Source organism: Mycobacterium szulgai (assembly GCF_002116635.1).
Lineage (GTDB): Bacteria > Actinomycetota > Actinomycetes > Mycobacteriales > Mycobacteriaceae > Mycobacterium > Mycobacterium szulgai.
Map to the genome: position 1 here is coordinate 49095 of NZ_LQPW01000016.1, position 20332 is coordinate 69426.

Genomic DNA, 20332 nt, shown 5'->3' on the forward strand with positions numbered 1-20332 from the left:
GCGCCCGCGTGGCGCGACACTGAACAGGTGACAGCCAAGCCGTCCGGCGTAGAGCCGGCGGTCGCCGAACGAATCGGCGAATTCCTGCGCGCCAGGGGCCTGCGCCGGATGACATCGCGGATCCAGGTTCTGGCGGTGCTGGAGCCGGTCAGCGGCCACCTTTCGGTGGCCGATATCCATCACCGGCTCGCCACCCGCCTGCCGCCGGGCGCCCAACCGCCCGACCTGGCGACCATCTATCGCACGGTGACCACCCTGGTGGCGCAGGGGGTGTTGCACGCGTTGACCCTCGACGGCGGGGTCACCACCTATGGTCTGGCCACCGCCCCGCACCATCACGCGGTATGCAACCAGTGCGGCGCGATCATCGAAGTGCCCGCGCGCCAGCTCAGCTCCGCGCTGCAGCATGCGATGGCCGGCAGTTCCTTCGCGCTGTCCGAGCGTGCCGGCCTGACGCTGCGCGGCCTGTGCCCGGTCTGCCAGGACATCGTGCAGGATCTCGACGACCCGACCGATCCGCGCCCGCCCAAGCGGCGGGATCCGCGACAGCGCCGGCGCTGAGTTCAGTGCAGACCCAGTAGCGCGTTTTCGACCACTTCGGACAGCGCCGGATGAATCCAGTACTGGCCGCGGGCCATTTCGTGCGCGGTCAGCCCGAAGCTCATCGCCTGGATCAACGGCTGGATGATCGACGAGGCCTGGAAGCCCGCGATGTGTGCGCCGAGCAGTCGCCCGGTCCCGCGTTCGGCGACGAGCTTGACGATTCCGGTGGTGTCCTCCATGGCCCAGCCGAAGGCGACGTCACCGTAATCCTGGATTTTCACCGATATGTCGAATCCCTGTGCCAGCGCTTCGTTTTCGGTCAATCCGACGGTGGCCAGCTGCGGATCGGTGAACACCGCCGACGGTACGAAGCGGTGATCGGTGACCGCCATCGATGAGGTTTCGTCCCAGTCGCAGAGCAGATTTCTTTGCACCACCCGCGCTTCGTGATTGGCGACATGCTTGAGCTGATACGGCGACGAGACGTCGCCGAGCGCGAAAACCCCACGGGCTGAGGTGCGTTGGTATTCGTCGACCACCACCCGGCCGTCTTCGACGTCGACACCGGCCTGCTCGGCGTCCAGCAGGTCGGCGTTCGACACCCGCCCGGTGGCGACCAGTAGCAGGTCCGCGTCGAGGGTGGAGCCGTCGTCGAGGTCGAGACTGACCCCCGAGCCCCGGTTTCGGCCGGCTACGACATTGCGCTGGGTACGCAGTTCCCATTTGTTTGCCGCGATGCGGCTGAATCGCTCACAGATGGTGTGGTCGTATTGGCGCAGCATTGTGCCGCTGCGCATCACAATGGTGACCCGCACGCCGAACGCGGAGAACACGTGCGCGAATTCGGCTGCCACAAAACCACTTCCAACGATCACGAGGTGCTCGGGCAGCTCCGGTATCCGCATGATGGTGTCGCTGGTGTGGTAGTGGACGCCGCAGTCAAGGATGGCCTGCGGAATGCGCGGCCGGGAGCCCGCCGCGATCACCACCTGCTCGGCGGTGAACTCAGGCCCGGCCTCGGTCCGCAGCAAGTAACGCCCGTCCGACTGGACCGGCCCGAATCGGGTGTGGCTGTGGTACACGTCGACGTTGGGTGAGGCGCGGCGATACTGCTCACCGCTGACGCCGATGGGGTCGATTCGTCCGAAGACGCGCGAGACGACGTCGGTCCAGCGCACCCCGTCAAGATGTGCGTCAACACCGAAGCGGGCCGCGTCCCGGATCGTCTCGGCGACATCGGCGGCGTAGACGAACATCTTGGTCGGAATGCAGCCGACGTTGAGGCAGGTGCCGCCGAAAATGCCCTGCTCGCTGATCGCCACCCGCCTATCGGCATAGCGCTCATCCAGAATGCTGTTGCCCGAACCCGTTCCGATGATCGCGATGTCATAGGTTTCCATGTCGTCAGCCTTTCCCCTTGCCCTGGTCGGCGCGAAAGTAGTCGTCCAGCCACTGGTCGAGGTGCCGGAAGGCTATCTGGCGTGGCTGCGGCAGCGATAAGAACACATCATGTTTGGCGTCGGCCACCGGAACGATAGTGCTGCGGTTGCCGATACAGCCGGCCCACCGGGCGATCTGGCTGACGTCGAGTACCGCGTCGCCGCGTTGCATCGCCGCCGGATTGGTGCTTTCGCGCACCGTGTGGTCTGAACGCAGGATGAGGCTGGGTACACCGACGTCGAGCCCGCGATGCAGCCGGGCCTGGCCGCGACGCACGGCATGCAGCCAGCCGAACGTGATGGGGAAGCCGCCCACTGGTTTCCATTGCAGGTTGTAGTCGAACTCGCCGCCGTAGTCTCGGTGCAGGCTGGTGCCGTAACCGCCCTCAGCCGGTGCCCGGAGCACTCCCTTGGAACGCAGTCGCGACAGGGCGGCGATCGTCGCCGACGTCACGCCCATGCGCACAATCGCCGGGCCTTGCAGATCCAGGAATGGACTGTTGAGCACCAGGCCCGCGACGCCGGCATCCGCGGTCGCGCCGCGCTGGCGTAACCGGTTCAGCCACAGCGACACGATCAGCCCGCCCGCCGAGTGGCCGTATACCAAGACCCTGGCCGAAGGGTTCTGTTCGGCGATGACCGACAGCGCGCGTTCGAGTTCGGCGTCGTAGTAGGCGAGGTCGGTGGTGAAGTGCGGGCTGTGGCCGGGTTGCCGAGAGCGTCCGCACTTGCGCAGGTCCAACGCATAGAAGCTGAACCCGCGGCCGGCGAAGTGATCGGCCACTTCGGTGTGGAAGAAGTAGTCGGTATAGCCATGCACCGCTAGGACTGCATGATCGGCGCCGGTGGTGTCCCCGCGGCGGATCAGGGTTGCGGCTATCTCGCCTTCGCCATCGGGATCAAGGCCGAGCGGGATGGTGCGCTGCCAATAACCGGGCAGGACGTCGGGCATCCAGCCTGTCACGGGGCCAGCTTAAAACGTGGTCCCAGCGGTTGCGCAGCAGTTGGCCGTGGTCATCCGGATGCGCCGTCGGCGCCGTCGACCCCGGCAGTCCCGATGGCGCCGAGGCTGCCGTTTCCGGTCTGGCCGGTGCCGAACGCGCCGCGGGCACCGGCCGCGCCGCCGGTGCCGCCGGTGCCGCCGGCGCCGCTGATACCGCCGGCTCCAGAGCTGCCCGTGTGGCCACTGAGCCACCCGCTGCGCCCGCCCGCGCCGCCGAAGCCGGCGGCGCCACCGGTACCGCCGGTGCCGCCGTTACCGCCGTTGCCGGCGTCGCCGCCGTCGCCGCCCTCGCCGTCATAGGTCAGCGCTGAGGCAGTGCTGGTGTCGTTGCCGCCGGTGCCACCGCTGCCACCGACGCCGCCGGTGCCACCCTTGCCGCCGGCCCCGGCGATACCGCCCGCACCGCCGTCGCCGCCGTCGCCGAAGAGCAGCCCGCCGGCGCCGCCATGACCGCCTTGCCCGCCGGCGCCGCCGGTGCCGCCGGTGCCAAGGGCGCTGCCGCCATTACCGCCGTCGCCGCCGTCGCCGCCCCAAGACCTGATCGCACTGCTGCTGTTGATCTTGGCATCGCCGCCGATGTTGCCGTTACCGCCGTTGCCGGCCGAGGCGCCGAGTCCGCCCGTACCGCCGGTGCCGCCCATTCCGCCGGTGCCGCCGTTGCCCGCCAGCAGCCCGCCATGGCCGCCGTCGCCGCCCACGCCGCCCGCGCCGCCGGCAGCCCCGGACACATTGGTGTCCTGGCCATTGCCGCCGTTGCCGCCCGTCCCCCCGAGGGCGGTGGTCATGGCGGTCGCCTTGCCGCCGGCCCCGCCATTGCCGCCGGCACCGCCCATGGCCTGGGCATCGCCACCGGCGCCGCCGTTACCTGCGGCGGCGGTCGACCCGGTACTGGCCGAAGCACTCCCGCCGGGACCCCCGTTGCCGCCATTTCCGCCGTTGCCGCCGTCGCCGCCCGCCCCGCCGGTGGCGGTACCCGACGCGGCGGACGCGTTGCCGCCGCTTCCGCCGGCGCCACCGGTCATCGCGACCCCGCCGTCAGCGCCGGCGCCGCCAGGCGTGCCGACGGCACTGGTGCTCCCGCCCGTGGTGCTGCTGGTGCCTGGGGTGCCGGCCGACGCCGTGCCGGCCGGAACCGGGTTGCTGCCGGCAACGCCCGTTGTGCCGCTGCCGCCTTGTCCGCCGATTCCGCCGTCGCCGAACAAAACTGCATTGCCACCGTGACCGCCGATACCCCCGCTGCCGCCGTTGACCCCCATCACGCCCTGTCCGCCGTGTCCGCCGGCCCCGCCGTTGCCGAACAGCAGTCCGCCGGTGCCGCCGTTGCCGCCGGCGGCGCCGGCGCCACCGGTGCCGCCGGAACCGCCGTTGCCGAATAGCCCCGCGTCGCCCCCGCGGCCGCCCGCCTGAGCGCCGCCCCCGGCTGCGCCGTTACCGCCGTTGCCATACAGCAATCCGCCGGCCCCGCCGGCCTGGCCCGGCGACGTTCCATCGGCGCCGTTGCCGATCAGCGGGCGGCCGAACAACGCCTGGGTAGGCGCGTTGATCAGGTCCAGCACCGCCTGCATAGGCGAGGCGCTGGCCGCCTCGGCGCCGGCATAGGCACCCGCGCTCGCGCTCAGCGCGCGGACGAACTGGTCGTGGAACGCCGCAGCCTGGGCGCTGACCGTTTGATATCCCCGAGCATGCGTCGCGAACAGGGCGGCGACCGCTGTCGACACTTCATCTTCTGCCGCGGCCAGCAGGCTGGTCGTGGGAGCTGCGGCTTCCGAGGTTGCCGATTCGAGCGCCGCTCCGAGTCCATCGAGATTCGTGGCGACTGCGGTAACCGCGTCGGGTGAAGTGATCACATACGACATGCACTACCTCCTGGCGATATCTGCGGCGCAGATCGCCGTTAACTGCGCCCGCGCACATCAAGGACGAAATCACGCAGCGCGGCGCCGATGACGTCAGCTGAGTCCTCCTGGATGAAATGGCGTCCGGCGACCTTGATTTCACGCTGGTTTGGCCAGCTGCGTGCGAAATCGAGTTCGCTGCCACCTTCCTGCAGGATAGTGCCCGGCTCGGCGACCACGAGCAGTTTCGGGATATTGCTGTGCGATAAGAACTCTGCGTATTCCTGCACAATTTCGTGGACGTCGGCGGGCTCACCCTCGATCGGGATTTCGCGGCCCCACAGCAGTGTGGGGACGCGGCTGTGCGGCGTGGGGTAGGGCTTGCGATAGGCGGCCATCTCCTCGTCGGTGAGTTGGCGCAGCACGCCGCCGGGCACGATCTGCTCCACAAAGACGTTCTGCTCCAACGCCATCTGCTCGCCCTGCTCGGAACGCAGCGCCCGGAAGAAGGGCTGCAGGTCAGTGAAACCCGCCCAGGGCCGGGGCTGGACCAGCGCCTCCATGTACGCGATGCCGGCGATCTGCTCGGGATAGCGCAGCGTTCGGTAAAACCCCAGCGCCGAGCCCCAGTCGTGGATCACCAGGATCACTGGTTCGCCGATCCCGACGGCCTCGAACCACGCGTCGAGGTAGCGGGCGTGGTCGGCGAATCGGTAGGAGAAGGTCGGTGATTTGCCCGAGTCCCCGTGGCCGACCAGGTCGGGTGCCAAGCACCGACCCAGGTCGCTCACATGCGGGATCACGTTTCGCCACAGATACGACGAAGTCGGGTTGCCGTGCAGGAAGACGATGGGATCGCCCTGGCCGACGTCCACGTAGCTCATCGAGCTGTTGAGGACGTCGACCCGCTTCTTGGGTCCGGTGATGGCAGCCGTCATCGTCCACATGCTTACAGAGCCGCAGTCAAAACAGAAGGTGTTGAAACTATCGCTTCAGCTACCTAGCTTGACGGACAATTCCGGGGCGATAAACCGACAAAGTTAAGGAGCCAATCGTGCCCGACCGAATCGAATCAGGGAAAGTCATTGAGGATTCGGGCGATCCGGTGGGGCTGAAACTGTATGTCGTCACCTCGGAGGCGCGCGAGCTGGACGCCGTGCTGCAACGCGTCCAGGATCACTTCGCTTATGTGCGGGAGCTGGAGGACCGCGGCGTGCTGTTCGCCGCCGGCCCGCTGTGGACCGACGACGGCGAATACTTCGAAGGTGACGGCCTACTGATCTACCGCGCCAATTCGCTGGCCGAGGCACGTTCGATCGCCGACGCAGATCCCATGCACGCCAGCGGCGCCAGGACCTACCGGATCAGGCCCTGGTTCATTCACGACGGCAATATCGGGATGCGCGTGATCTTGTCCCAGTCGCGCCACGAGCTGTTGTAAATCGCGCCGCAGCCGTCGGGATAACCTGGGAACCTGCATATCCAGGAGGAAGGACCGCAGGCCCGGTGTCCAAGCTAGCCAGAACAGACGTCGTACTGGTGGGTGCCGGAATCATGAGCGCGACGCTGGGTGCGTTGCTGCGCCGGCTGGAGCCGGACTGGTCTATCACCCTGGTCGAGCGGCTGGACGCCGTCGGCGCCGAAAGCAGCGGCCCCTGGAACAACGCCGGCACCGGCCACGCGGGGCTGTGCGAAATGAACTACACCCCGCAGCGGCCCGACGGCTCGATCGACATCACCAAAGCGGTATTGATCAACGAGCAATTCCAGGTCACCCGCCAATTCTGGGCGTATGCCGCCGAACACGGCATCCTCACCGACGTACGTGGCTTCCTGCATTCGTTGCCGCACGTGAGCTTTGTGCGGGGCCCCGGGCGCGTCGATTATCTACGGCGACGCCGCGACGCACTGGCCGGCAATCCGCTGTTCGCTGGTACCGAATTGATCACCGATCCCGACGAATTCACCCGTCGGCTGCCGTTGATGGCCGCAAAACGTGACTTCTCCGAGCCGGTTGCGCTCAACTGGGCCCACAACGGTACCGACGTCGACTTCGGCGCATTGTCGCGACAGCTCATCGGCTTTGCCCTGCGCAACGGCACCCGCGCGCTGTTCGGTCACCAGGTCAGTAACGTGTCCCGGCAATCCGACGGCAGCTGGACGCTGAGCCTCGCCAACCGCCGCACCGGCCAAATGCGCAAGCTGAACGCCAGATTCGTCTTCGTCGGCGCCGGCGGCGACGCGCTGCGGTTGCTGCAGAAGTCGGGCATCAAGGAGGTCAACGGGTTCGCCGGCTTCCCGATCGGCGGCCGGTTTCTGCGTGCCGGAAAGCCGGCGCTCACCGCCGCGCACCGCGCCAAAGTGTATGGCGTTCCGTCGCCGGGGGCTCCTCCGCTGGGTGCGTTGCACTTGGATCTGCGGTTCGTCAACGGCAGACCGTGGCTGGTGTTCGGGCCGTATGCGGGTTGGTCGCCGAAGTTCTTGAAACATGGCCACTTCACCGATCTGCCCCGCTCCATCAAGCCGAACAACGTGATGTCCATGCTCGGGGTGGGCGCTACCCAGCTCCCATTGCTGAACTACCTGATCGGTCAGTTGCGGCTGTCGCAACCCGACCGGATTGCGGTGCTGCGCGAATTCGCGCCCAGCGCAACCGATTCCGACTGGGAGCTGACAGTGGCCGGACAACGCGTTCAGGTGATCCGGCGGGACCGGCGCAAAGGCGGGGTGCTTGAGTTCAGCACTGCCCTCGTCGGCGCTGCCGACGGCAGCATCGTCGGCCTGCTCGGCGGCTCGCCGGGCGCATCGACCGCCGTGCCGATCATGATGGACGTACTGCAGCGGTGCTTCGCCGACCGCTACCAGGCCTGGCTGCCCACCCTGAAGGAGATGGTGCCGTCGCTGGGCGCCAAGCTGTCCGAGGAGCCGGCGTTGTATGACGAAGTGCGGTCCTGGACCGACCAGACCCTGCAGTTGGCGGCCTTATGACTCGCGCCGGCGACGATGCAAAGCGGAGCGATGAGGAGGAGCGGCGCCATTGACTGAAGCCTTGCGCCGCGTCTGGGCCAAAGACCTTGATGCACAGGTACTTTATGAGCTACTCAAATTGCGGGTGGAGGTGTTCGTGGTCGAGCAGGCCTGCCCGTATCCCGAGCTGGACGGCCGTGACCTACTCGCCGAGACGCGGCACTTCTGGCTGGAAACGCCGGAGGGTGAAGTGATCTGCACGCTGCGGCTGATGGAAGAACACGCCGGCGGCGAGAAGGTGTTTCGGCTCGGGCGGCTGTGCACCAAACGCAGCGCGCGCAGTCAGGGCCACGCCACCCGGTTGTTGCGCGCCGCGCTGGCCGAAGTGGGGGACTACCCGTGCCGAATCGACGCCCAGACCTACCTCGCGGACATGTACTCCCAGCACGGCTTCGTGCGTGATGGCGATGATTTCCTCGACGACGGCATTCCGCATGTCCCGATGCTGCGGCCCGGTTCCGGTCAGGCGGCCCAGCGTTGAGGCAGTATCCGTTCAGCGCGATCGTCGGTCACGATCAGCTTCGGCTGGCGTTGCTGTTGTGTGCCGTTCGGCCGGAGATCGGGGGCGCGCTGATCCGCGGCGAGAAGGGCACCGCGAAATCCACCGCAGTGCGCGGGCTGGCCGCGCTGCTGTCGGCGGCGACCGAAGCTACCGGCGCCGGGCTGGTCGAAATGCCTTTGGGGGCAACCGAAGACCGGGTGGTGGGTTCGCTCGATCTGCAGCGTGTGCTGCGTGACGGCGAGCACGCCTTTTCACCGGGACTACTGGCCCGGGCTCATGGCGGCGTGCTCTACGTCGACGAGGTGAACCTGCTGCACGACCATCTGGTCGATATCCTGCTCGACGCCGCCGCGATGGGGCGGGTACACATCGAACGCGACGGTATATCCCATTCGCACGAGTCGCGATTCGTGCTCATCGGCACGATGAATCCCGAAGAGGGCGAACTACGTCCCCAACTGCTGGACCGCTTCGGGTTGACCGTCGACGTGCACGCATCGCGTGACGTCGACGTACGGGTGCAGGTCATCCGCCAGCGGATGGCCTACGAGGCGGACCCGGACGGGTTCGCGCAGCGCTACGCCGATGCGGACGCCGAACTGGCCCGGCGGATCGCCGCGGCGCGGGCCATCGTCGACGATGTGGTGCTGCCCGACAACGAGTTACGCCGCATCGCCGCGTTGTGCGCGGCGTTCGACGTCGACGGTATGCGCGCCGATCTCGTGCTGGCTAGGACCGCCGTCGCGCATGCGGCCTGGCGCGGTGCGCACACCGTCGCCGAAGAGGACATCCGGGTGGCCGCGGAATTGGCGTTGCCGCACCGGCGCCGCCGCGACCCCTTCGACGATCACGGCATCGACCGCGAACAGCTGGATGAGGCGCTGCGCCAGGCCGGTGCGGAATCGCAGCGCGACCCGCAGCCCGAACCGGATCCGCCCGGCGGAGGTGGGCAGTCCGCGGATCAGCCTGAGCCGCAAATGAATTCGACGCCAGCCCAGCCTCCCAAGCCCAGTGCGCCGCCGTCCAAGGTGTTTCGCACCCGCGCCTTGACCGTGCCCGGCGTCGGCGAAGGCGCACCGGGACGACGCTCGCGGGCGCGCAACGCCTCGGGCAGCGTGGTGGCTGCCGCGGACGGCAACGACATCGACTCAGGTGCGCACGGCCTGCATCTGTTCGCCACCCTGCTGTCGGCCGCAGAGCATGCCGCCGGAGCCGGGCCGTTGCGGCTGCGGCCGGACGACATCCGCCGGGCCATCCGCGAGGGGCGGGAAGGAAACCTGGTGATCTTCCTCGTCGACGCCTCGGGGTCGATGGCCGCCCGTGATCGCATGGCCGCCGTCAGCGGTGCCACCATGTCCCTGTTGCGCGACGCCTACCAGCGGCGCGACAAGGTTGCGGTAATCACCTTCCGCCAGCACGAGGCTAGGTTGCTGCTGCCGCCGACGTCGTCGGCGCACATCGCCGGACGGCGGCTGGCCCGGTTCGACACCGGCGGCAAGACGCCGCTGGCCGAAGGGCTGTTGGCCGCGCGCGAGCTGGTGATGCGGGAAAAGGTGCGCGACCGGGCGCGCCGGCCCCTGGTCGTGGTACTCACCGACGGACGGGCCACCGCGGGCCCGGACCCATTGAGCCGCAGCAGGGTTGCGGCGGCCCGGTTGGCCGCAGAAGGTGCGGCGGCGGTCGTGGTGGACTGCGAGACGTCGTATGTGCGGCTGGGTCTGGCCGGGCAGCTGGCACGTCAGCTGGGTGCACCGGCCGTGCGACTGGAGCAGTTGCATGCCGACCATCTGACCCTGGCCGTGCGCAGCGCCGCCTGAAAGCTAACCACTTATGCCACAAGGTAATCCGCTTGAAGTTCCCGACGACGGCCTGACCACCCGGGCGCGGCGCAACACCCCGGTGCTGGCCGTGCATACCGGTGCGGGTAAGGGAAAGTCGACCGCGGCTTTCGGAATGGCGTTGCGGGCCTGGAACATTGGACTTGACGTCGCAGTGTTTCAGTTCGTCAAGAGCGCGAAGTGGAAGGTGGGCGAGGAGGCGGTATTTCGTCAGCTCGGCCAGTTGCACGACGAGCGCGGAGTCGGTGGCGCGGTGGAGTGGCACAAAATGGGCGCCGGGTGGTCTTGGAGCCGCAAGTCGCGTAAGGCCGGTAGCGACATCGATCACGCGGCCGCGGCGGCCGACGGCTGGGCCGAGATCAAACGGCGGATGGCGGCACAACGCCACGACTTCTACGTACTCGACGAATTCACCTACCCGTTGAAGTGGGGCTGGCTCGACGTCGCCGACGTGGTCGACACCCTGCTGTCGCGGCCGGGTTATCAGCATGTCGTGATCACCGGGCGCGACGCGCCGCCCGCGCTGGTCGAGGCCGCGGACCTGGTGACCGACATGACCAAGGTCAAGCACCCGATGGACGCCGGTCGCAAAGGCCAGAAGGGCATCGAGTGGTGACCGCCCCTCCTGTTCGCCGCGAGCGTGCAGGTCGGCCCGCCGACACGGCGCGCAAGGTGGCCTTTTGCGCACCCTCGCGACACCGAGCCGCACCGTGACCGCGACACCGGCGGTGGTCGTCGCAGCCCCGGCGTCCGGTACCGGAAAGACCACGGTGGCAACAGGTTTGATCGGCGCCCTGCGCCAGGCCGGCCATACCGTCGCGCCGTTCAAGGTCGGCCCGGACTTCATCGACCCCGGTTACCACACACTCGCCGCGGGACGGGCCGGGCGCAATCTGGACCCGGTATTGGTGGGGGAGCGGCTCATCGGCCCGCTATATGCCCACGGCACCAGCGGCGCGGACGTCGCCGTGATCGAAGGCGTGATGGGTCTGTTCGACGGCCGCATCGGCCCGGACACCACCCGGCCCGCGGTGGGGTCCACCGCGCACGTCGCCGGTTTGCTCGGTGCCCCGGTGATCCTGGTGATCGATGCCCGTGGCCAGAGCCACAGTCTGGCCGCGCTGCTGCACGGGTTTTCCACGTTCGACGCCGCCACCCGGATTTCCGGGGTGATCCTCAACCGGGTCGGGTCGGCCAGGCACGAGCAGGTGTTGCGACAGGCATGCGAGCAGGCCGGCGTACCGGTGCTGGGCGCCATTCCGCGCCATGCCGAATTGGAGCTGCCGACAAGATATCTGGGCCTGGTCACCGCCGTCGAGTACGGCCGGCGGGCGCGGGAGGCGGTGGAGGCGATGACGGCCCTGCTCGCCAGCCACGTCGATGTCGGCGCGGTGCTGTCGGTGGCCGGTTGTGCGGTAGCCGATGCCCCGTGGGACCCACTGACCGCGGTAGGGGAGCCATCGACGCGGCGGCCGACCGTCGCACTGGCCGGGGGCAAGGCATTCACTTTCGGCTACGCCGAGCATGCCGAGCTGCTGGGCGCCGCCGGAGCCCAGGTCGTCGAGTTCGACCCGCTCAGCGAAACGTTGCCGCACGGTACCGACGCGGTGGTGCTGCCCGGCGGGTTTCCCGAGCAGTTCGCCGCGGAGCTGTCCGGCAACGACGTGGTGCGCGCTCAGATCCGCGAGTTGGCCACCGCCGGTGCGCCCGTACACGCGGAATGCGCCGGACTGATCTATCTGGTCTCCGAACTCGACGGCTACCCGATGTGCGGCGTGCTGGCCGGATCGGCGAAGTTCACCTCGCAGCTCAAACTGGCGTACCGCGACGCGGTTGCCGTCGCCGAGTCGTCGCTGTACGCGGTCGGCCAGCGTGTCGTCGGGCACGAATTCCACCGCACCGCAGTCACCTTCACCGCTGCTTACCAGCCGGCGTGGGCATACCGCGGACACGGTGCCGAAACCGTGCGGGACGGCGTCGTGCGCGCCGGCGTGCACGCTGCCTATCTGCACACGCATCCGGCCGCGACGCCCGGCGCGGTGGCGCGCTTTGTCGCACACGCCGCCGGAGAGGCAACCTCGTCCTGAGGTAGCTCTAAACTTGCCCGGTGACCGAGAACCCCTATCTGGTCGGTTTGCGGCTGACCGGCAAAAAGGTCGTCGTGGTAGGTGGAGGATCGGTTGCCCAGCGCCGGTTGCCCCTCCTCGTCGCCAGCGGTGCCGACGTGCACGTCATCTCCCGCACCGCGACACCCGCCGTCGAGGCGATGGAGCGCATCACCGTGTCGGTGCGCGAATACAACGACGGTGACCTTGACGGAGCCTGGTACGCAATCGCCGCCACCAACGATCCGAAGGTGAACGCCGACGTCGTCGCCGAAGCCGAGCGCCGCCGCATCTTCTGCGTGCGCGCCGACATCGCCGTCGAGGGAACCGCGGTCACTCCTGCGACCTTCAGCTATGCCGGCCTGTCGGTCGGCGTGCTGGCCGGCGGTGCGCATCGCCGTTCAGCGGCCATTCGCTCGGCCATCCGCGAGGCATTACAACAAGGCCTTATTACCGCGGAGAGCTCCGAGACCTCCGACGTCGTCCGCGGCGGGGTAGCGCTGGTCGGCGGCGGTCCCGGCGATCCGGAGCTGATTACCGTCCGCGGCCGCCGGCTGCTCTCCCATGCCGACGTCGTGGTGGCCGACCGGCTCGCGCCCCCTGAGTTGCTCGCAGAGCTGCCGCCACACGTCGAGGTCATCGATGCCGCCAAGATCCCCTACGGCCGGGCCATGGCTCAGGACGCGATCAACACGGTCATGATCGAACGGGCCAAGGCCGGCAAGTTCGTGGTCCGGCTCAAAGGGGGAGACCCCTTCGTGTTCGCACGGGGTTATGAGGAGGTGCTGGCATGCGTCGATGCCGGGATTCCGGTGACCGTGGTGCCGGGTGTGACAAGTGCCATAGCTGTGCCCGCTTTAGCTGGTGTTCCGGTTACTCATCGGGCGACAAATCATGAATTTGTGGTGGTCAGCGGCCATCTCGCGCCCGACCATCCCGAATCGTTAGTGAATTGGAATGCTTTGGCAGCAATGTCCGGCACGATTGTTTTGCTGATGGCGGTCGAACGCATCGAACTTTTCGCCGAAGCTTTGCTGAAAGGCGGCCGACCTGCGGATACGCCGGTAATTGTGGTTCAACACGGAACGACGGCCGACCAGCAGACGTTGCGGGCGACTCTTGCCGACACGCCGGAAAGGGTCCGCGCAGAGGGGATTCGACCTCCCGCGATCATCGTCATCGGGCCCGTGGCGGCGTTCGGGGTTTAAACGATTCTTAAGATTACTGTAAGGTAACCCGTTATGACGGCTCTCAACGACACAGAGCGGGCAGTCCACAACTGGACGTCCGGCCGCCAGGAACGTGCCGCCTCGACGCGCTCATCGCGCTCGGCTGAAACCCCTTCGGAACGCACTAGCAGGTATTACCCCACGTGGCTGCCCTCTCGTCGGTTCATCGCAGCAGTGATCGCGATCGGCGGCATGCAGCTGCTGGCGACCATGGACAGCACTGTCGCTATCGTCGCGCTTCCTAAGATTCAGAACGAGCTGAGCCTGTCCGACGCCGGTCGTAGCTGGGTAATCACCGCCTACGTGCTGACTTTCGGTGGCCTGATGCTGCTGGGTGGCCGCCTCGGCGACACCATCGGCCGCAAGCGCACCTTCATCGTCGGCGTCGCGCTGTTCACCATCTCCTCCGTGCTGTGCGCGGTGGCCTGGGACGAGGTCACGCTGGTTATCGCACGGCTTTCGCAGGGTGTCGGGTCGGCCATCGCCTCGCCGACAGGTCTGGCGCTGGTAGCGACGACCTTCCCGAAGGGGCCGGCGCGTAACGCTGCGACGGCTGTGTTCGCTGCCATGACGGCGATCGGCTCGGTGATGGGCCTGGTGGTCGGCGGAGCGCTGACCGAGGTGTCGTGGCGGCTGGCCTTCATGGTCAACGTGCCGATCGGTCTGGTGATGATCTACCTGGCGCGCACCGCGCTGCGGGAGACCAACCGCGAGCGGATGAAGCTCGATGCCGCCGGAGCCATGCTGGCCACGCTGGCGTGCACCGCAGCGGTGTTTGCTTTCTCGATCGGCCCGGAAAAGGGCTGGATCTCCGTCACCACCATCGGTTCCGGCGTGGTGGCCTTGGCGGCCGCTATTGCTTTCGTCATCGTGGAGCGAACCGCCGAAAACCCCGTCATTCCGTTCGAGTTGTTCCGCGACCGCAACCGGCTGGTCACGTTCGGCGCGATCTTCCTGGCGGGTGGCGTGATGTTCAGCCTGACTGTGTCCATCGGTTTGTACGTGCAGGACATCCTGGGCTACAGCGCCCTGCGTGCCGGCGTGGGCTTCATCCCGTTCGTTATCGCGATGGGAATCGGCCTGGGCATCTCCTCTCAGCTGGTTGCCCGTTTTTCGCCGCGGGTGTTGACCATCGGTGGTGGATGGCTCCTGCTCGGGGCGATGCTCTACGGGTCGATGTTCATGCACCGCGGCGCCCCATATTTCCCCAACCTGGTGCTGCCAATCGTCGTCGGCGGCATCGGTATCGGCATGGTGGTCGTCCCGTTGACGCTGGCGGCGATCGCGGGTGTCGGTTTCGACCAGATCGGTCCGGTATCGGCGATGACGCTGATGTTGCAGAGCCTGGGCGGTCCGCTGGTGCTGGCCGTCATCCAGGCCGTGATCACCTCGCGCACGCTCTACAACGGCGGTATCACCGGTCCGGTGAAGTTTATGAACGACGCGCAGTTAACCGCTCTCGACCACGGCTATACCTACGGCCTGCTGTGGATTGCCGGGGCGGGCGTACTGGTCGGCTGTGCGGCACTGTTCATCGCCTACACCCCTGCTCAGGTCGCGCACGCGCAAGAGGTCAAGGAAGCGATCGACGCCGGCGAGCTGTAGCCGCCGGTAATCGGGCGCGACGCCCGGCCATATCGCCCTTTGAACGCGATATCGGACTCATATCGCGTTTGCAATTTGGCTGTGCCAAGCCGCCGCGGTGCTGCTGCGACTGGTGTGACTGCCAGTGCGCCCAGTGCGCGCGTCCGCCCCGCATCTACCTCAAGTTAGGCTAGCCCGCTGTGATCACCCGGATGTCCGAGCTGTTCCTGCGCACTCTGCGCGACGACCCCGCCGACGCCGAAGTGGCCAGCCACAAGCTGCTGATCCGGGCTGGATACATCCGGCCCGTCGCGCCCGGGCTGTACAGCTGGCTACCGCTGGGCCTGAAGGTGCTGCGCAACATCGAACGCGTCGTCCGTGACGAGATGAACGCGATTGGGGGGCAGGAGATCCTGTTTCCCGCACTGCTGCCCCGCGCCCCGTACGAGACGACCAACCGCTGGACCGAATACGGCGACGGCGTCTTCAGGCTGCAGGACCGCCGCGGCAACGACTACCTGCTGGGACCGACACACGAAGAGCTGTTCACCCTGACGGTGAAGGGCGAGTACAGCTCCTACAAGGACTTTCCGCTCACGCTCTACCAAATCCAGATCAAGTACCGCGATGAGGCGCGCCCGCGAGCCGGCATCTTGCGCGCCCGGGAATTCGTGATGAAGGACTCCTACTCTTTCGATACCGACGCGGCCGGGCTCAAGGCGGCGTACCACGCACACCGCGAGGCCTATCAGCGCATCTTCGACCGGCTGGAAGTGCGCTACGTGATCGTGTCCGCGGTCTCCGGCGCCATGGGCGGCAGCGCCTCAGAAGAGTTTCTGGCCGAGAGTCCCATCGGCGAGGACACGTTTGTGCGGTGCCTGGAATCCGGATATGCCGCCAACGTGGAAGCCGTGCTCACCGCCCGCCCGGAAGCACAGCCGACCGATGGTCTGCCCGAGGCTGTGGTCTATGACACCGGCGATACGCCCACCATTGCCAGTCTGGTGACTTGGGCGAACCAAGCCGACCTGGGCCGCACGATCACCGCTGCGGACACCTTGAAGAACGTGCTGGTCAAGGTGCGCCAGCCCGGCGGGGAGTGGGAGCTGTTGGCCATCGGCGTGCCCGGTGACCGCGAAGTCGACGACAAACGGCTTGGCGCAGCGCTGGAACCGGCCGAATACGCATTGCTCGACGATGGCGATTTCGCCAAGTACCCATTCCTGGTGAAGGGTTACATCGGCCCGAAAGCGCTGCGGGACAATGAAGTCCGTTACCTCGTCGATCCCCGCGTCGTGGACGGCACCAGCTGGATCACCGGCGCCGACGAGCTCGGCCGGCACGTGGTCGGCCTGGTCGCCGGCCGCGATTTCACCGCCGACGGCACCATCGAAGCGGCCGAGGTGCGGGAAGGCGACCCCTCTCCCGACGGCGCCGGGCCGCTGGTCCTGGCGCGCGGCATCGAAATCGGGCACATCTTCCAGCTCGGCCGTAAGTACACCGATGCCTTCACCGCCGATGTGCTGGGCGAGGACGGCAAGCCGGTGCGCCTGACCATGGGCTCCTACGGGATCGGGGTATCGCGGCTGGTCGCCGTCGTTGCCGAACAACACCACGACGAGCTCGGCCTGCGCTGGCCGTCATCGATCGCGCCGTTCGATCTGCACCTGGTGATCGCCAACAAAGACCCCGAAGCCCGCGCCGGGGCTGTGGCCCTGGCCGGCGACCTGGACCGGCTGGGGCTCGAGGTGCTACTCGATGACCGCCAGGCGTCACCCGGCGTGAAGTTCAAGGACGCCGAGTTGCTCGGGATGCCCTGGATCGTGGTGGTAGGCCGAGGCTGGGCCGAGGGCACCGTCGAGCTGCGCAACCGCTTCAGCGGGGAGAAGCGCGAATTGGCGGTCGGCGCCTCGCTGGCCACCGACGTCGCGGCCGCTATTTCCGGCTAGTTACTCGTTGCCGCCCGGGAACGACGTGGTGATGGGCCAGCCGCCCAGCACCTTGTTCCAGCGGGCAGCCATGACGGCGCTCTGGGTCAATGCCGTCGAGGCGAACGCCCGGTCATCGGCCGTGTCGGCATGCTCGACGACGGCCCGCCACGCCGTGGCGCCGTCGTTTTCCATCCGTGCGGCAAGCCGCGCCGCGTCGGCCGGGCTGCCCACCGGCGAGGGCAATTGGTAGCCGGGCGCGGCCGCCTGAGCGCTGGCCTTGCGCGCGGCCAGCATCGCGATGACGTCGTCGCGGCGTTGCCGGTGCTGGTTCAACGCCTCCACCACCAGGTCGTTGACACTGGGCGGCGACATCGCCGACACGATGCCGTAGCCGTAGATGGTGGCGTGTTCGACGGCAAGCGCGTCGTTCAGCGCCGCGATGTCGGCTTCTTTTCCGGCGGGGGAGCGTTTCGGGGTCATATCGACGGACCCCCGGGCACCAGGGCCACCGTGTAGGACGCGGTGCAGGATGCCGCGATGGACGCCAGCAGACCTGCCCGATAGCCCGACGACGTCGCCACCAGCCGGCTCGCGCTTTCCGCCGACGCGCGCAGCGAATCGACCACATCGGACACCGGCGGCGGAGGTGGCGGCGGCGCGGCCGGGTCGGTTGGGCTGGGGCTCGAGCTGCTTGTCTCGCTGGTGGCCGAGACCAGCTTGCCGGCGGCCCGGGCGATCTCGGTGGACAGCGCGCGGGCATGTGCGGCGCGCTGCGAGGCGACGACGGTCAGCGCGGCGGCGATCTGCGGCGGGCTGCCGACGGCACCAGCGGCGGCCGAGGCGAGTGCGCTGTCGCGTCGGGCCTGGTCCAGCGGTCCCAACAGCTCTTCGACTGCGGGTGGCTTGGGCGTGGACTCGCCGCAGGCGGTGGCGACCACCCCAAGTGCAGCAAGAGCGGCACCGCCGGCGAGCACACCCCGCCTATTGACGACGGGTACTGCTCTGGGCACAGCAACATCCTGCCACTAGCGGCCCGGGCGACACGATCACGGCGTCATTTGCGATTACTGGCGTATCGTTGATAGCTGGTTCACGCGGCCACATCCCCCAGTGACCGGACAACTCAAGATGAGGAGCTCGCCGTGACCACCGGGCTACCTTCGCAGACGCAGGTGATCGAGCTACTCGGTGAAGAGTTCGCGCGCGCTGGATACGAGATCGAAGACGTGGTCATCGACACCCGCGCCCGCCCCCCGCGGATCACTGTGGTCGCCGACGGCGACACGCCCCTCGACCTCGACACGGCGTCCGCGCTGTCACGCACAGCGTCGGCTTTGCTGGACGGGCTGAACGGTGGCGACGACCCCTATGTGCTCGAGGTCAGCTCACCAGGTGTGGAACGGCCGCTGACCAGCCAGAAGCACTTTCGCCGCGCGCGTGGCCGCAAGGTCGAGCTGGCGCTGTCGGATGGTTCACAGCTGACCGGTCGGGTCGGCGAAACGAGCGACGACACGATGTCGCTGGTGGTGCGTCAGGGCGGCAATTGGACAGTGCGCCAGATCTCGCTTTCTGAGATTGTGAAAGCTGTTGTCCAGGTTGAATTTTCGCCTCCAGCCCAAGCGGAGCTGGAATTGGCGGGTATGGGTCGGGCCGCTGGGACGGAGGCCGAAGCATGAACCGCGCCGGCGACGATGCAGTGGGGGCGCCCCCAGCCGCGAAGCGGCGAGGGGGACCTAGCGATGAGAAGGAGCGGCGCTGATGAATATCGACATGGCCGCGCTGCATGCGATCGAGGTCGACCGGGGCATCTCGGTCAATGAATTGCTCGAAACCATCAAGTCCGCGCTGCTGACCGCCTATCGGCACACCCAGGGCCACCAGCTCGACGCGCGTATCGAGATCGACCGCAAGACCGGTGTCGTTCGAGTGATCGCCCGCGAGACCGACGACGACGGCAATCTCATCAGTGAATGGGACGACACTCCCGAGGGTTTCGGTCGCATCGCCGCTACCACGGCCCGTCAGGTGATGCTGCAGCGATTCCGCGACGCCGAGAACGAGCGCACCTACGGCGAATTCTCCACCCGCGAAGGCGAGATCGTCGCCGGAGTGATCCAGCGCGACAGCCGGGCCAACGCCCGCGGCCTGGTCGTCGTCCGGATCGGCAGCGAAACCAAGGCATCCGAAGGCGTGATTCCCGCCGCAGAACAGGTGCCCGGTGAAAGCTACGAGCACGGCAACCGGCTGCGCTGCTACGTGGTCGGCGTGAGCCGCGGTGCCCGCGAGCCGTTGATCACGTTGTCGCGCACCCACCCCAACCTGGTGCGCAAGCTGTTTTCCCTGGAAGTCCCTGAGATCGCCGACGGATCGGTGGAGATCGTGGCGGTGGCCCGTGAGGCCGGCCACCGTTCAAAGATCGCCGTGGTGTCACGTGTTCCCGGTCTGAACGCCAAGGGCGCTTGCATCGGTCCGATGGGGCAGCGGGTTCGCAATGTCATGAGCGAGCTCTCCGGAGAGAAGATCGACATCATCGACTACGACGAAGACCCCGCCCGCTTCGTTGCCAATGCGTTGTCGCCGGCCAAGGTGGTGTCGGTATCGGTCATCGACCAGACCGCCCGGGCGGCCCGGGTGGTGGTTCCGGACTTTCAGTTGTCGCTGGCCATTGGCAAGGAGGGGCAGAACGCGAGGCTGGCGGCCAGGCTCACCGGCTGGCGTATCGACATCCGCGGCGATTCGCCGGGCCAGGCGGCCGGCCAGCCCGAACCGGGCGCCACCAGGGGAATGGCGCACGAACGCTAACGGCCACACCCGCATCGCCGGGTGGTTCGGACGGCTTGTTCGGTGACGCTAGACTGAGCCGTGATCCAGCGCGAGCCTTCGGCCCCCCGAACCAGCTGGGCACACAGATGCACCGATGGTCCGGTGCGGACGTGTGTCGGGTGCCGGAAGCGAGAGTTGGCCGCCGAACTGCTTCGAGTGGTGGCTGCGTCGGACGGGAACGGCAAGCACGCCGTGATCGTTGACACTGCCAGAAGCCTGCCGGGCCGGGGTGCGTGGCTGCATCCCTCACCGCAGTGCCTGCAACAAGCGATTCGGCGGCGAGCTTTCACCAGAGCGCTGCGCATCACCGGTTCACCGGATACATCCGCGGTGGTCGAGCACGTCGGTTTTCTCGACGCGCCCGCACCACCAGGCAATAGAACAGGTAGCAACGAACATGAGCACACCGTGAAGTCCCGATGACTCCCACCTTTATGCGTTACAGCTAGCACCCGAGGCGCGGCCCACGACTG

The 20332-nt window shown here is 67.5% G+C and carries 18 protein-coding genes and 1 pseudogene; 13 read left to right on the forward strand and 6 right to left on the reverse strand.

Annotated elements, in window-relative coordinates; translation table 11 throughout:
• Window positions 1-27: 27 nt before the first annotated feature.
• A complete protein-coding gene (locus tag AWC27_RS04085; RefSeq protein ID WP_085669370.1) occupies window positions 28-561 on the forward strand; it encodes a Fur family transcriptional regulator in 534 nt (177 codons plus the stop codon).
• 2 nt (window positions 562-563) lie between these two features.
• Here the strand turns inward: AWC27_RS04085 and mtr are convergent, their stop codons facing one another.
• Genes mtr through AWC27_RS04105 form a run of 4 tightly spaced genes read right to left on the reverse strand, consistent with a single transcriptional unit; the run spans window position 564 to window position 5758 of the window.
• Entirely contained in the window at window positions 564-1943 is a 1380-nt protein-coding gene (gene mtr, locus AWC27_RS04090; protein ID WP_085669325.1) for a mycothione reductase, read from the reverse strand.
• Window positions 1944-1947: 4 nt separating this feature from the next.
• Window positions 1948-2946: an alpha/beta hydrolase gene (locus AWC27_RS04095; RefSeq protein ID WP_139836752.1), complete on the reverse strand. Its 999-nt coding sequence runs from the start codon at window positions 2944-2946 to the stop codon at window positions 1948-1950.
• Window positions 2947-2996: 50 nt separating this feature from the next.
• Window positions 2997-4841 (reverse strand): PE family protein, encoded by a 1845-nt coding sequence (locus AWC27_RS04100; protein ID WP_085669327.1) that lies wholly within the window; start codon window positions 4839-4841, stop codon window positions 2997-2999.
• Window positions 4842-4879: 38 nt separating this feature from the next.
• A complete protein-coding gene (locus AWC27_RS04105; RefSeq protein WP_085669371.1) occupies window positions 4880-5758 on the reverse strand; it encodes a haloalkane dehalogenase in 879 nt (292 codons plus the stop codon).
• Window positions 5759-5874: 116 nt separating this feature from the next.
• On the opposite strand from AWC27_RS04105, the gene AWC27_RS04110 reads away from it, so the two are divergent.
• The 9 genes and pseudogenes from AWC27_RS04110 to AWC27_RS04150 all read left to right on the forward strand — a co-directional run bounded on the left by AWC27_RS04110 (window position 5875) and on the right by AWC27_RS04150 (window position 17054).
• Entirely contained in the window at window positions 5875-6261 is a 387-nt protein-coding gene (locus tag AWC27_RS04110) for a YciI family protein (RefSeq protein WP_085669328.1), read from the forward strand.
• A gap of 65 nt (window positions 6262-6326) precedes the next feature.
• Window positions 6327-7808, forward strand: coding sequence for a malate dehydrogenase (quinone) (gene mqo / locus AWC27_RS04115; RefSeq protein WP_085669329.1), 1482 nt, complete (start codon window positions 6327-6329; stop codon window positions 7806-7808).
• A gap of 49 nt (window positions 7809-7857) precedes the next feature.
• Window positions 7858-8328 (forward strand): GNAT family N-acetyltransferase, encoded by a 471-nt coding sequence (locus AWC27_RS04120; RefSeq protein WP_083111569.1) that lies wholly within the window; start codon window positions 7858-7860, stop codon window positions 8326-8328.
• Complete coding sequence (locus AWC27_RS04125) at window positions 8325-10166, forward strand: magnesium chelatase subunit D family protein (RefSeq protein ID WP_085669330.1); 1842 nt, start codon at window positions 8325-8327, stop codon at window positions 10164-10166. The genes AWC27_RS04120 and AWC27_RS04125 overlap by 4 nt, the downstream gene beginning before the upstream one ends.
• A gap of 13 nt (window positions 10167-10179) precedes the next feature.
• The gene (cobO, locus tag AWC27_RS04130; protein ID WP_085669331.1) at window positions 10180-10803 is read left to right on the forward strand and encodes a cob(I)yrinic acid a,c-diamide adenosyltransferase; all 624 of its coding nucleotides are present in this window, start codon (window positions 10180-10182) and stop codon (window positions 10801-10803) included.
• Window positions 10804-10897: 94 nt separating this feature from the next.
• A complete protein-coding gene (locus AWC27_RS04135) occupies window positions 10898-12274 on the forward strand; it encodes a cobyrinic acid a,c-diamide synthase CobB (RefSeq protein WP_139836757.1) in 1377 nt (458 codons plus the stop codon).
• Window positions 12275-12294: 20 nt separating this feature from the next.
• Window positions 12295-13511 (forward strand): annotated as a pseudogene (cobA, locus tag AWC27_RS04140) (uroporphyrinogen-III C-methyltransferase).
• 22 nt (window positions 13512-13533) lie between these two features.
• A complete protein-coding gene (locus tag AWC27_RS04145) occupies window positions 13534-15126 on the forward strand; it encodes an MFS transporter (RefSeq protein WP_085669333.1) in 1593 nt (530 codons plus the stop codon).
• Between the two features lie 179 nt (window positions 15127-15305).
• Entirely contained in the window at window positions 15306-17054 is a 1749-nt protein-coding gene (locus AWC27_RS04150) for a proline--tRNA ligase (protein ID WP_085669334.1), read from the forward strand.
• Here AWC27_RS04150 and AWC27_RS04155 read toward each other — a convergent pair whose 3' ends face one another.
• A complete protein-coding gene (locus AWC27_RS04155) occupies window positions 17055-17516 on the reverse strand; it encodes a ferritin-like domain-containing protein (RefSeq protein WP_083111562.1) in 462 nt (153 codons plus the stop codon).
• On the reverse strand, window positions 17513-18046 hold the full coding sequence (locus AWC27_RS04160; RefSeq protein ID WP_085669335.1) for a hypothetical protein: 534 nt from the start codon (window positions 18044-18046) through the stop codon (window positions 17513-17515). The genes AWC27_RS04155 and AWC27_RS04160 overlap by 4 nt, the downstream gene beginning before the upstream one ends.
• Before the next feature lie 132 nt (window positions 18047-18178).
• On the opposite strand from AWC27_RS04160, the gene rimP reads away from it, so the two are divergent.
• The 3 genes from rimP (at window position 18179) to AWC27_RS04175 (ending at window position 20282) form a co-directional block, all read left to right on the forward strand.
• Entirely contained in the window at window positions 18179-18712 is a 534-nt protein-coding gene (gene rimP / locus AWC27_RS04165) for a ribosome maturation factor RimP (RefSeq protein ID WP_085669336.1), read from the forward strand.
• 82 nt (window positions 18713-18794) lie between these two features.
• Window positions 18795-19838 (forward strand): transcription termination factor NusA, encoded by a 1044-nt coding sequence (gene nusA / locus AWC27_RS04170; protein WP_085669337.1) that lies wholly within the window; start codon window positions 18795-18797, stop codon window positions 19836-19838.
• 180 nt (window positions 19839-20018) lie between these two features.
• Window positions 20019-20282 (forward strand): YlxR family protein, encoded by a 264-nt coding sequence (locus AWC27_RS04175; protein WP_425437468.1) that lies wholly within the window; start codon window positions 20019-20021, stop codon window positions 20280-20282.
• Window positions 20283-20332 lie beyond the last annotated feature (50 nt).